Annotated in this window: 10 protein-coding genes and 2 pseudogenes; 5 read left to right on the top strand and 7 right to left on the bottom strand. The window is 68.9% G+C overall.

Going from position 1 to position 12,112, the window contains the following annotated elements:
* Positions 1 to 100: 100 nt before the first annotated feature.
* A complete protein-coding gene (locus SALPAC3_RS0108765; RefSeq protein ID WP_018220868.1) occupies positions 101 to 1,321 on the top strand; it encodes an LPXTG cell wall anchor domain-containing protein in 1,221 nt (406 codons plus the stop codon).
* Between the two features lie 370 nt (positions 1,322 to 1,691).
* A complete protein-coding gene (locus SALPAC3_RS27915; RefSeq protein WP_018220867.1) occupies positions 1,692 to 2,090 on the top strand; it encodes a hypothetical protein in 399 nt (132 codons plus the stop codon).
* Positions 2,091 to 2,202: 112 nt separating this feature from the next.
* Here the strand turns inward: SALPAC3_RS27915 and SALPAC3_RS27910 are convergent.
* Positions 2,203 to 2,390, bottom strand: a pseudogene (locus SALPAC3_RS27910) (ISL3 family transposase); the annotation flags it as partial.
* A gap of 401 nt (positions 2,391 to 2,791) precedes the next feature.
* On the opposite strand from SALPAC3_RS27910, the gene SALPAC3_RS0108760 reads away from it, so the two are divergent.
* Positions 2,792 to 4,039, top strand: coding sequence for a styrene monooxygenase/indole monooxygenase family protein (locus SALPAC3_RS0108760; protein WP_026185369.1), 1,248 nt, complete (start codon positions 2,792 to 2,794; stop codon positions 4,037 to 4,039).
* Positions 4,040 to 4,150: 111 nt separating this feature from the next.
* Here SALPAC3_RS0108760 and SALPAC3_RS0108755 read toward each other — a convergent pair whose 3' ends face one another.
* From SALPAC3_RS0108755 to SALPAC3_RS0108735, 5 genes are all read right to left on the bottom strand, one after another.
* A complete protein-coding gene (locus SALPAC3_RS0108755; RefSeq protein ID WP_018220865.1) occupies positions 4,151 to 4,780 on the bottom strand; it encodes a TetR/AcrR family transcriptional regulator in 630 nt (209 codons plus the stop codon).
* The gene (locus tag SALPAC3_RS25535) at positions 4,675 to 6,024 is read right to left on the bottom strand and encodes a methyltransferase (RefSeq protein WP_018220864.1); all 1,350 of its coding nucleotides are present in this window, start codon (positions 6,022 to 6,024) and stop codon (positions 4,675 to 4,677) included. Before SALPAC3_RS25535 ends, SALPAC3_RS0108755 begins: the two co-directional genes overlap by 106 nt.
* The gene (locus SALPAC3_RS0108745) at positions 6,021 to 6,920 is read right to left on the bottom strand and encodes a hypothetical protein (RefSeq protein WP_018220863.1); all 900 of its coding nucleotides are present in this window, start codon (positions 6,918 to 6,920) and stop codon (positions 6,021 to 6,023) included. The genes SALPAC3_RS25535 and SALPAC3_RS0108745 overlap by 4 nt, the downstream gene beginning before the upstream one ends.
* Before the next feature lie 143 nt (positions 6,921 to 7,063).
* Positions 7,064 to 8,041: a saccharopine dehydrogenase family protein gene (locus SALPAC3_RS0108740; protein WP_018220862.1), complete on the bottom strand. Its 978-nt coding sequence runs from the start codon at positions 8,039 to 8,041 to the stop codon at positions 7,064 to 7,066.
* Entirely contained in the window at positions 8,038 to 9,444 is a 1,407-nt protein-coding gene (locus tag SALPAC3_RS0108735) for an MFS transporter (protein WP_026185368.1), read from the bottom strand. The genes SALPAC3_RS0108740 and SALPAC3_RS0108735 overlap by 4 nt, the downstream gene beginning before the upstream one ends.
* A gap of 97 nt (positions 9,445 to 9,541) precedes the next feature.
* On the opposite strand from SALPAC3_RS0108735, the gene SALPAC3_RS0108730 reads away from it, so the two are divergent.
* Both SALPAC3_RS0108730 and SALPAC3_RS0108720 read left to right on the top strand, forming a co-directional pair.
* Positions 9,542 to 10,213, top strand: a complete 672-nt coding sequence (locus SALPAC3_RS0108730; protein ID WP_026185367.1) for a TetR/AcrR family transcriptional regulator — start codon at positions 9,542 to 9,544, stop codon at positions 10,211 to 10,213.
* A gap of 346 nt (positions 10,214 to 10,559) precedes the next feature.
* A pseudogene (locus SALPAC3_RS0108720) lies at positions 10,560 to 10,844 on the top strand (hypothetical protein); the annotation flags it as partial.
* A 338-nt stretch (positions 10,845 to 11,182) separates the two neighbouring features.
* On the opposite strand, the gene SALPAC3_RS0108710 reads toward SALPAC3_RS0108720, so the two are convergent.
* Positions 11,183 to 11,965 (bottom strand): hypothetical protein, encoded by a 783-nt coding sequence (locus SALPAC3_RS0108710; RefSeq protein WP_018220856.1) that lies wholly within the window; start codon positions 11,963 to 11,965, stop codon positions 11,183 to 11,185.
* Positions 11,966 to 12,112 lie beyond the last annotated feature (147 nt).

Below are 12,112 nucleotides of genomic sequence, written 5' to 3'. Positions count from 1 at the left end.
TGATTGATCAAAATAACGAGTGGATCACGGGGTGGCCCGGGGTGGCACCGCAGGCTAACGTGCCTGCCTGTAGTTACCTTTGTCGAGGGAGAAACCCTTCATGAAGTCACACAACCGGCAGCTCGCCCGACTGGGTGCTGGCGCCGTCGGTCTTCTCGTTGCGGGCTCGTTCGCCTCGCCCGCTTACGCGGTTGATGGCACGGACCTCTCCGTCGAGATATCGGGCACGACTATCGCTGCCGGCTCGACCGAAAAGGTCGTCGAAATCGACCTGGAGAACGTCGGAAAGACCACACCGGAGTCGGTCGACATTATCTTCACCGTCGGCGATCTCGTCGGTGCGTTCCAGTTCGCTGACATCTGTGACGATGATCCCGCAGATGGCACCGTCTATTGCGCGGTCGATAAGACCTCCATTCCGGAACCGGGCGGCACAACCGATTTGTCCTACCTGGTGACCCGGGCCGACGACTCAGCCGACGCCTCGGGCGAGCTGACTGTGACGGTCCTGGTCGACGGCGACGACAACACCGCCAACAACACTGACACCGCCGAGGTGGTGATTGGGGAGCACGGTGTCGACCTGGGTGTCGTAGCCGAGGACGTGCGCGCGCCCATCGACGCCGACGCGAGCCTCGAGTCCGGCGCACCTGTCTACATCGATGGGTCGATCGCCCCGGGCGGTTCGACCGCCGTCGTGGCGACCGTGTTCAATCAGGGCGATATGACGGCGGACGGGGTCAGGATCTCCGTCACTCTGCCGGAGCAGGCCACCTTCACCGAACCTGAGCAGGGTTGCGAGTACAGTGCCGACAACCGCACGGTCACCTGTGACTACTCCGAGATTACGCTGATCCCGGCCGACCATGACACACAGGACGGCGACGCAACCTCCGGCGGTACCTTCTGGTTCCCCGCCAAGATCGATGCTGGCGTTGCGAAGAGCGGTGCCCTGACCGGCGGTAGCGTCACGGTCGCCGCCCTCGCCGCAGTTCCCTACGGCCCCAAGCAGAACGTCGCCGCACCTACCGCACTGCCGGAGAACGTGGAACTGCTCGACGCCGCGGATGTCGACAAGGTTGTTGATGTTGACGAGTCCGACAACACCGACACGTACTCGATCTTCGTGTCGGTCAACGGCGGTTCCGGCGGTGGATCCACCGGCGGTGACGGCAGCTCACTTCCGGTGACTGGCGCGCAGGCGGGCCTGTTCGGCGGCCTCGGCGCCTTCGTGATCGTCCTCGGCGCCGCGCTCTTCCTGATCGCTCGCCGTCGCCGCGTCGTTCTGATGACTCCGGGTGACGAAAGGCCGAACGCGTAAGAAGCCACACGCGATACACCTCCCCACCGGAGGTGACGCCTTCGCGCGGCGGGGTGGGACGGGCTACCGTCCCACCCCGCTGTCCCGACAGATGTGCCGATGGTGATGTAGGCGGCATGAGGCAACAGCAACTGGACGGTGTCGCGCTCGTTGGCATCGCTGGAGCACGCGCCGGTCGCGAGGTCGAGAGTCACTGCGGCTTAGCGATCACAGGTCGGACCAGGTAGCCGAACGGCGCGTTGAGGCCATCCGCGATGGTGCACTGACTCGTCAACGACGAACACGCAGCGCCAGGGGCTCGCGCAGACGGCAGCGGGCTCGGCGGCGGCTGCGCGTTCGGTGTGGACCCACTGCTTGCCGAGGAGGAAGCGTGACCGCGATCGCTGACGCGGCGATTCCCTACCGCGCTTCTGGTCTCGCTCTCACCCTTGGGCTTATAGTCACAGTCGCGTCGTGGTTCGTCGCTCTCGCATCGTGGTTCAACTGGAAGGACTACATCGCGGGTGGACACGAGGATAGAAGCGTGGCTGCGATTGCCTTAGCGATTACCTTTGGCACGGCATTCATGGGGACGACTTGGATCGAGCCCACCGCCAGCCTGTCGACGACTCTGATCGACGCTGTCCAGAAAGTACTCGTAGCCCTCACGCTGCTGTCGGCAGTATTGGTCGCCACGATATATTGGTTCAATCGGCCCCAATTGCTGGTCCCTGCCCGCTACCGCAACGACCGTGGCCGGTGGGCGGAACGTGCACGGCATGGACGCTAGTGTGCTGCGCCATATGTTCGCCTACCAAACTGGGTGAGTGATTCGAGGATCTCGTCGGGGGTCTGTCACGGTAACGGCGCTGTCCAACATTCGGTGGTGACGGAGGGCGCTGCTATCCGAGGGGGATGCGGTGGCGGAGCAGGGTGAAGCCTGCTCGTCCGTGCATCTGGCGGGCGATTCGTTTGGTCTCGGTGTTGACGCCTTCGGTGGGGCCGTCGCTGTAGAGAGCGTGAGCGCGGCGTTCACGGCGTCGCGATCCCGTTCCAGACCTCGGGTGAAGGCGTGCAGCTGAGGCACCTCGTCGCGCGGCCCACCCAACCCGGACCGTCAAGAGCCAGATTGGCCTGGACCCGCGGCAGGTCCGCCGCTGGGACTCCTGGCACCGTTCACCACCCTCGCCCTGGCCGCACTCCCGTCCCAGTCGACGGACCCTCAGCCTGAGACTCGGCTACTCTGCGGTAGCCTGCCCCAGCGACGATGTCAACCCGCCGTCGACAGCCGTGACAACGTTGTCCACGTTCGCTCCCCGCGCACCACCCCGACGCGGTACGGCAGATGTTGTTCCATCCGTGCCGCTGGTCATCGTTGACCCGTGGCATCGCCAGCAGGCGCTCGCACCCTCGACCCCGCGGCGACGCCAGCAAACCCACACCCTGCTTGCCTGGTCGGTCAGCCGACAGCTCTGAACCAAAGGAACACCCATGCGCAGAATATTGATTGTCGGTGCCGGGCAATCCGGCCTGCAACTCGCCCACGGGCTACTCGCCGAGGGCTACGAGGTGACGATCATGTCGGCTCACACCCCGGATGAGATCCGTAACGGCGGGCCAACCTCCACCCAGGCCATGTTCGCTCCCGCGCTGGACGCCGAACGCCGCTACGAGCTAAATCTGTGGGACGACCAGGCGCCCCAGATCGCGGGCCTGCGTGTCAACCTGTCCGCACCGCCGGGTACCCGCGCGCTGGACGTCATCGCCGAGTTGGAGCGACCGGCCCAGTCCACCGACCAACGGCTGAAGATGGCCGCCTGGCTCGAACTCGCCGAACACCGCGGCGCCACCGTCGTCCACAACACGGCCTCCGCCGCCGACCTGGACACCCTCACCTCGGATGGCCACCACGACCTGACCATCGTCGCGGCCGGCAGAAGTGATCTCGCCGCCGCGTTCGACCGGGACCCAGTCCGCTCACCCCACACAACCCCACAACGCGGCCTGGCCATCGCCTACGTCCACGGCCTCGCTCCCGACCCGGACTGGCCCGCCCCGCACGTCGGATTCCACGCCGTGCCCGGCCTCGGCGAACTGTTCGTGATTCCTGCCCTCACGCAAGCCGGCGCCTGCGACATCCTCTTCTGGGAGGCTGTCCCAGGTCAGGACCTAGACCGCTGGCCCACCAATGGCAGCCGTGTGCCACCCACCGAACACCTCCAGACCACCCTCGACCTCGCCAAGCAGTACGTGCCCTGGGTGTATGAGCGATGCCGAAACGTCGAACTGACCGACGCCAAGGCCACCCTGCATGGTCGGTTCACCCCCACCGTACGTAAACCGGTCGCCCACCTACCCAGCGGCGGCGTCGCACTGGGCATGGCCGACGTCGTCATCACCAATGACCCCATCACCGGCCAGGGCTCCAACACCGCCGCCAGATGCGCTGACCACTATCTACGCGCCATCCTCGCCCACGGCGACCGGCCCTTCGACACCACCTGGATGCGCGATACCTTCGAATCGTTCTGGGCCACCACCGCTCACGCTGTCACTGCCTGGACCAACGCTATGCTGCAACCCCTACCAGAGCATGTGCAGCAAATCCTCGCCACCGCCGCCACCAACTCAGAAGTCGCCCGACGATTTGCTGCCGGATTCGCGGACCCGACCACTCTCACCGACTGGTTCATGACCCCCACTGGCGCAGCCGACTACCTCGCCTCCACCCGTGCCTGAGATGCCGGCATCGCGGTAGCCAACTTCACCCTGTTTGAGATCACGTCAATAGATGCCTGCATTGGGAGCTGGAGGGTTTCCCGCCTCCCGACCACTCGGCCGGCATTGTGGCTAGCGTCGGGTCGCTTTGCTGATCTTGTTGTGGAGGGCGCGCCGGGCGATCGGGCCGAGGTCATCGACGATCTCGATGAGCACGGCGAGTTGGTCCAGCGCCTCGATGCCGCGCTCGGCTGAGGGCCGGTCGACGCCGTCGTACAGCTCCAGGCCGATGAAGGCCGCCGACACCGCGCGGGCGAGCCCGGGAACGTCGGCGATTTCGGCGAACGGTGATCCGGCCAGCAGCCGGCGCAGGACCAGCTCGATCTCGTCCACCCACAGCTGCAGGGACTCGGCGGTGGGGGCGGCGAGGCGCTCGTCGGCCTGTGCGCCGGCGAGCATCTGGGCCAGCACGGACACGTTGCCCAGCTCGCGTTCCTCCTCGTGCAGGACGCGCCCGACGGCGAGCAGTTCGCGCAGCGACCCAACCTGGCGCAGCCGGGCCGACCAGTGGGCGACCCGCTCGGCTGTGCCGGTCCGGCATGCGGCTGCCAGCAGCTCGTCGAGCGTCCCGAAGTGGTAGAAGACCAGCGCCTGGTTCACTCCGGCGGCGGCGGCGATGGTGCGGGCCGAGACGCCGGCGATGCCGTGCTGGCGGATCGCGGCGAGGGTGCCGTCGAGCAGGCGTCGCTTGGTGTCCGACATCGCTCTCCTCCCGCCGGGTGTGGCGGTGCGATCATCGCATCCGCCACCAGTTGCGCCAGCCAGGTGATGCCGGGCAGCCGCAGGGTCCAGCCCACCCAGGCCCAGCCGAGGTTGAGGTGCTCGAGAGCGCGGGCGACGGCGGCCACCCCCCGTTCCGCGTGGCCGTCGCCGCCCGTGTACCCGGCCCGCAGCTGCCCCTCCTTGGCCGGGGCGAGCCTCAGGTTCACCGGGTTTCGCCGCGCGAGGAACCGCCAGACCGCCACGCATGGCCCGCACCCGGCGTCGAGCCGCAACACCGCGGGCGCGCCCGAGGCGTACGGCCGCCAGCGCGGACACCAGTCGCGTACCGCCCGTCGCCAGTCCCGCCAGGCGTCCCCGTGCCGGCGGGCCAGGTCGTGCTCCTCATGCGACCGGGCCACGGCCGCACTGAAGGCCACGGCGAGGACGGTCGCGGCCAGCAGCGCCATGCTGCGGGTGACCGCCGCGGTCAGCAGGAGCAGGGCAGCCGCGCCGACCTGCATCGGGTTCGCCAGGTACGCGTAGGGCCCGGTGCTGACGAGCCGGGCCGGCGGATCCCACGGGTACGGGGTGCCGCCGCCCCGTCCGGCGAACTCGCGTACCGCGATGAGCGCCGGGGTGGCCACCAGCAGCGCGACCTGGGCCAGGAGCAGGAGGGCGGCCCGGGGCAGCCCGGTCAGCGGGGACCACGAGCCGCCACCCAGTTCGAAGGCGACACCGGGCACGAACCACAGCAGCAGCGTGGCGAAGACGACGACCTGGAGCAGCACCCGGGCCCGTAGGTGCCGGCCGTCGGCGCCCCACCGGCCGAGCAGCTGCGCGGGGAGGGCCACGGCGAGCAGCCCCACCACCTCGCCCACCAGCCAGTGCGGCCCGAGCAGGACGAGCGGGTGCAGCGCCGGCATCGCCACCACGTCGAGCCAGAGCAGCAGGCCCAGCGCGAGGGGCAGGGGCAGGAACCGGCGTAGCAGCACCGGCAGCGCGCCCCAGAGCGCCGCCCACCCCAGCCACAGGTCGACTGGTATTCCCCGGTAGGCCCCGTGCACCGGCGCGAACGCGTACCAGCCAGTCCGGCGGGCCGACTCGTTCAGCGCGGCGACGCCCAGGGCGGCGGTCACGGCGGCGAGCAGGGCGGCGGCCCGCGCCCGCCGGTCGCGCTCCAGCCGGGCCGCGGCCAGCACCGCCAGCAGGGGCGCCCCCAGGGCGAGCCAGCGGGCGGCGGTCACGGCAGGACGAGCATGTCGAGCAGGTGCCCCACGCCCTCGTGGAGCAGGCCGTCCTGGAGCGGCCCGAAGTACCAGGAGGGGTCGAGACCACGCTCGTACGCCACCCGGATGCGCACCTCGGTACGTTCTCGGCCCACCGCCTGCCAGGTCACCTCCGCATGTCGGAAGGTGACCCACCGACCGGTGATGGCGGTGTCCTCGACGAACTCGAAGTCGACCCGGCCCGGCTCGGTGGCGGTGACCTCGGTGAGCAGATGTCCGCCGGGCCCGTGCGAGCTGCCGTGGTAGGCGAACATCCAACGGTCCCCGGTGGCGAGGCCGTCGCCGGTGACGCGGGTCGGCACGGGTACGCCGAGCAGGCGCAGCGGCACCGACCGGACCGGTACCGGGCGGGGGCCGGTCGCCAGCCGCTCGCCGACCGCGTGGGCCGGGAGGGTGACCACCCGGACCACCTCGACCGACTGCTCCGGGGTGATCCGTGGGGCGAGCCCGGTGCCCTCGAGCCCGGGTACGAGCAGCAGGGGCACGGCGACTAGCGAGTACGCCCGGGTGGTGGCGCGGCGGGCCAGCCTGATCAGGGCGGTGGTGCCGTGGGTCATGGCGTACACCAGCGGCGCGGACAGGATGACGCAGATGGCGCCTTCGTGCAGCGCCACCGAGGCCAGCAGCAGCGCGATCGTGGTGGCGGCGAAGATCCGGCCGTGGGTGGTACGGCCCGGGGCCAGGGCGAGGGCAACGGCCAGCAGTACCGGCAGTCCGACGAAGAGCAGGCCGCTGTCGGCGCGCCCCTGGGCCACGGTGACGGCGTAGACGACGATCCCGAAGGCCGCGATGAGGCTGGCGAGCGTCCAGTTGGCCCAGGTGCGCCTCGGCTCCGGCTCCGGCTGACTGGTCATACTTCCTCCCAGGTTTGAGCGATCGCTCAAACCTGGAGCGTAGGCGGATTTGAGCAGCTGCTCAAGAGGTGGCCCGGTCGAACCCTGGCAGTGCGGACCGGCTCGCCCGCCCGCACTGCCAGCCGGGCCGTGCTGCCGGGTGGTCAGCGTCTCAGGTTGAGGGTGAATCCACTGGCAGCGAGTTCGGTGAGAAAGGCTCTCGGCTCCACGAGGTGCTCGATGTGTCGTACTCCCGAGGGCATGGCGGGCAGGTCTCGGATGAGTAGCGCCGCAGCGAGACCGGTGGCGCGACTCTGCTGGCGACCGCTGAAGCTTGCCTGACTGGCGCCGGAGTCGACGGTGACGGCAAATCCGTCACCGCCAAACTTGATCCTGGCCAGCGCGTCCAGCATGGTGCGGCGGATCCAGGGGCGACGTAATAGCCGGGCGATGCCGGGTCGCCCGGCGGCTGCCAGCAGCGCGGTGGTCAGCCGGGAGTCCAGGCACAGGCCGGTACTCGCTGCGACACCCAACGTGGTGGACAGCGTGTACTGGTCTGAGAACGGGAACCGATACACGGTTCGCTCGCCGTGCGGAGCCGGAAATCGCATTGCCCACGAGCCGTGTAGGCGGCCCAGCCCATCGAGAGTCCAGGCGAGTGCCGCTGGCCCGTGCCGTTCCCCGGAACCGAGCAGCACGCCGATTTGTACCTGCCGCGTTGTTGACTGTTCGACGCAGTGTCGGGCAAGCAGGTTGCTGACCCCGGGGACCAGTCCGACGCTGAGGACCGCTGTGGCCTGCCGCTGGGAGGCGAGCTCGTCCAGTTGTTCGATCTCGACGTGCAGCCGGTGGGAAGCCGAGACGTCCACGTAGTGGATCCCCCGCTCCAGGCAGGCGCGGGCGATCCGCGCGTTGTCGAGTTCGGCGCACATGAGCACGGCGTCAACGCCGTTGAGCGCGGTGGCCAGGTCGCCGGGATCGGCGGCGTCCAAGCGAACCACGGTGGACCCCGGCACGCGCGGCGCACGGTGTGGGTTACGGCCGGCCACCACCACGTCCGTCGTGCGTAGGTGACTGACCAGTGCGGTCACGGCGTGTACGCCGACGGCGCCGTATCCGCCGAGGACGAGGATCCGCTTCATCGGGCGATCGCCTCCTGCTGTGGTGTGTCGCCGCTCGCCGGCTTCTTTGGTTCTCGGGTGCCCATGGACAGGGCGCAGAGGATGCCCAGGACGGCGAGACCGGCCGCGCCGGCAAACCCGATGCGCAGACCATCGGCGAGCGCGCTGGCCCCGTCCCCGCTGCCGCGGTTGGTGGTCCATGCTGTCGAGGCCATCAGCAAGGCGGTGAGGCCGAGGGCGGCGCCGAGGCGTTGGGCGGTGTTGACCAGGCCAGCGGCGACTCCTTGCTGACTTTCTGGTGCGCTGCGGACGGCGGGGGCGGTGGAACCGACGAACACAGCAGGCAGGCCGACTGCGAAGATCAGGCTGGCCGGCAACACGGCGGTCAGGTAGCCGGCGCCGGGGTGCAGCAGGATCGCATATCCGGCCAGGCCGAGCGCGAGCAGGAACATCCCGGCCGCGAGAACCACGCGTGACCCGAAGCGGCCCATCGCCCAGGGCAGCGCGGTACGCGCGGTGACCATGTTGACCGCGGCGATGGGCAGTACGGCGAATCCGGCGGCGAGGGCGGAGTATCCCATCGCCTGCTGGAGCATGAGTGACAGCAGCACGAACGCCGGCACGTGGGAGGCGCCCACGAGAGCGTTGGCCGCGACGCCGGTCCGTACCTGGCGGATCCGCAGCAGTTGCGGCGGCAGGATCGGGGCCGGGTGGCGCCGCTGGTTGACCGCGAACACCGTACCGAGCCCGAGGGCGGCGACGGCTGCCGTGTAGGTGAGCGGTGTCCACCCGGCGGTGGGCAGCTCGGTGGCGAGCAGGACCACGGCGAGCAGGCAACCGGTGGCGGTGAGTCCACCTACCAGGTCCAGCCGTGTCCGAGCGTCGCTGGCGCGCCCGACCCAGGGCGGGTCGGCGGGCAGCAGGCGCGGGCTCAGGACAAGGGCGACCACACCGATCGGGACGTTGATCAGAAAGATCCAGGGCCAACCAAGTGTCTGGGTCAGGACACCGCCCAACGCCACGCCCGAGCCCGCGCCGGCGGCGGCCATGGCGCTCCATACCGCGAACGCCCGACGGTAGGCAGCGGGTTCGGTGAAGATCGCGGCGATCAATGCGAGCTCGGCGGGGACCAGGATCGCTGCACCGACGCCCTGTACCGCTCGACCCAGCAGCAGCGTTCCGGCGTCCGGCGCGAGGCCGGCCAGTAGCGACGCGCCGGTGAACAGTGCGATTCCGGCCTGGAACATGCGACGTCGGCCGACCACGTCCGCGGCCCTACCGGCGACCAGTTGCAAGCCGCCGAAGGTGAGTTGGTAGGCGTTGACCACCCAGGTCAGCCCGGATTCGGTCAATGTCAGCGCTGCACCCATCGCGGGCAGTGCGACGTTGACGATCGACACCTCAAGAAACACCACGAGTTCCACGGAGGTGAGCAGCAGCAGCGCGGCGAGCCCACCCCGTCCCCAAGTTTTTGTAGTCACGCTACAAGCATGTTTTTGTAGTCGAGCTATAGTCAATGATGTGAGCGAAACACCACACCGCAACCGCCAGCAACCAACCGTGAAGACACCACACGAGGACGGCAGGACCGCGCGATCCCGGTCCACCCGGACGCGCATCACCACGGCGGCCACCGAGTTGTTCACCAGTGCCGGCTACAGCAGCACCAGCATCGCGGCCATCGCCGCCAGGGCCGGCGTGAGCGAGCAGAGCGTCTACTACAGCTTCGGCACCAAGCGGGCTGTCCTCACCGCGGCCCTCGACCTGGCCATCGCCGGTGACGACGAACCTGTACCCACACTTGAGCGGCCCTGGGTGCGTGCGGCACTCGCCGATCCGGACCCACACGGGCAGATCCACCGACAGGTCGCCGGTGCCGCAGACGTCTTACGGCGCGCCGCGCCACTGTTGGACGTCGTGCGCAGCGCTGCCACCATCGACGCCGAACTGGCCGAAGTATGGGAGACCAATCTTCAGCAGCGGCTCACCGTGCAACGCGTCTTCGCCGAAGCGTTGGCCCGCAAGACGCCGCTGCCCGCCAACATGGCCGTCGACGCGGCCGCCGACACCGCCCTGGCCATCCTCAGCCCCGAGACATACCACCTGCTCGTGCACCACCAAGGCTGGGCACACACGCGATGGCGTGACTGGGCCACGAACGCTCTGCGCCGCCTACTCACGACGTTGCCGTAGCACAGCGGCGACCCGGCTGGATCACGCCGGGCACCCGCCCGTGGAGCCCAGTGGCTACCGTCGGCCCTGCGCTGAGGAGCCGGGTGTACCTCGACGTCGGCCCGATCGCTGCGGTGGGTGCGCTCGTCCTCGGCGAGTGCCACTCGCTGTGGTCAACGCAGCCCAGGACGGCGGCGAGTTTGCAATCGTGGCACTTGACGTGGCTCACACCGGTCCAGGGTCTGCTCGGGTACGGCGGTGGTGGTTGGTCGGGAGCCGTTGGACCGGGGTTGGACGTCACGATCGCCCTGGCCGTCGCCGACCTCCTGGTCTTGAGGTGGCGGGCGGCGTGGTGCTGAAGCGGAGGGTGCTGATCATGTCGCGGCCCTACCAGCACCGTCGGGCTTATGCGACGTGCCGGCTGGTGTGGCCGGAGGTCGAGGTGGTGTGCGCGTCGAACCCACTCGAACTGGACGACTACGTGCGCAGTATCGGCGACGCGCGGCAGGTGGTGGACATGCTGGTCGGCGACACACAGCGGATCGAGGTGTACGCGCAGCGCGGGTTCGCGATCCGGCAGGAGATGCCGGCCGAGGTACGGGCGGCGTTCGAGCGCCTGGTGGCGGCCGGCTACACGAGCCGGCTGGTCTGAGCCGGGCTACCAGCGCGGCCCTCCCGGCCGGACGCCCATCCGGTCGCTGAGTTCGACGGCGAGTCGAGGTGGCCGGGGACGGGTGGGGATGGCCCCGGACCAGGTCGCGGGAGAGCCGGTGGCATCGGCCTCGGCGATGTGGGTGTCGGCCGAGGCGCGGTCGTTGTCTCGGGCGGCGGCCAGTGCGCAGACGAGGGGCAGGCTCCCGTGGACCGTCAGGAGCTGCGGAGTCGGCGTGCCGAGCTGTGGTTCCAGGAACTGCGCCGCCGCCGCGGCGGCGAGGCCGCCGGCTGGGGCGTACTCACCGATGGGCGGTCCACGCGAGGCGATGTGAACGGTTACGGCAGCACCGCGCCTCGGTAGATGCGGTCGAAGAGGTTGAACAGAGGCTGGTCATAGGCCTGCAACTTCGTCCGCGTATTGATGTCGTTGTGCACACCGTCGCCGCCGGGCGGTCCGGGGAAGTTCACTCCGAAGTAGCTCTGGATGCCCTCGGCGAAGTACTCCTTGATATCCGTTCCCGCGTACGTGTTCGTCCACAGACCGTTGGCGCGGGCGTTGCTCCAGGCACTGGACAACTCGGTGGACATCGCGGGGTCGATGTTCTGCAGGGCCATCAGATGCAGGGTGTGTCCGAACTCGTGCACGAACAGGTTCGCCCGCCCCTGGTTGTCCAGCACGTTGCTCTCGGTGCAGGTCGACAGCGGGAAGGAGGGGGTGGCGCCGAATCCGGCCCAGTATCGGTCGTCCAGGCTCGTGCCGAACTGCTGGTACACGTCGGGGATCGCGCTCATGCGCTCACCTCGGGCGACGACCACGAGGCGGACGTTCTGCCGGTTCAACTCGTGCACGGGCCAGTACGGGTAGGTCCACAGCAAGGTCCCGAGCTGATTCCGCATCCGCACCAGGGTCTCGTCCTGCAGGTGGTGCGGACCGAAGAGCGGCAGCCCCCACGCGTCGACGTACTTGCCGTACCAACGGGTGTCCAGACCGTACTTGGTCACCAGGGACGGTGGGATCGGTTCGACCGGTCCGGCCAGCGCCGGCGACGCCCCGGCGATCGTGGACAGTACTCCTATCGCGCCGGCGGACAGCAGGGACCGGCGTGTGATGGCACCCAAAATATCGACTCCTCTCATGCGGCATGCCATCTTCACGCCATATCGGACAGTGTGTCAATCCCCCCGGAAACGTGGAGGGATCCGGTTCCGGCCTGAGCCTCCAGAGCTCGTGCCGTTGATCGTGTGTAGTCGACTGGTGGGCGGCCG

This window comes from Salinispora pacifica DSM 45544, from assembly GCF_000378845.1.
Taxonomy (GTDB): Bacteria; Actinomycetota; Actinomycetes; order Mycobacteriales; family Micromonosporaceae; genus Micromonospora; species Micromonospora pacifica.
This window is presented reverse-complemented; position numbering and strand designations above follow the sequence as displayed.

Bases quoted from the DNA above. Each gene is read 5' to 3' on its own strand.
- SALPAC3_RS0108765 (WP_018220868.1), top strand. From the start codon at position 101: ATGAAGTCACACAACCGGCAGCTCGCCCGACTGGGTGCTGGCGCCGTC.
- SALPAC3_RS0108760 (WP_026185369.1), top strand. From the start codon at position 2,792: ATGCGCAGAATATTGATTGTCGGTGCCGGGCAATCCGGCCTGCAACTC.
- SALPAC3_RS0108755 (WP_018220865.1), bottom strand. From the start codon at position 4,780: ATGTCGGACACCAAGCGACGCCTGCTCGACGGCACCCTCGCCGCGATC.
- SALPAC3_RS0108745 (WP_018220863.1), bottom strand. From the start codon at position 6,920: ATGACCAGTCAGCCGGAGCCGGAGCCGAGGCGCACCTGGGCCAACTGG.
- SALPAC3_RS0108740 (WP_018220862.1), bottom strand. From the start codon at position 8,041: ATGAAGCGGATCCTCGTCCTCGGCGGATACGGCGCCGTCGGCGTACAC.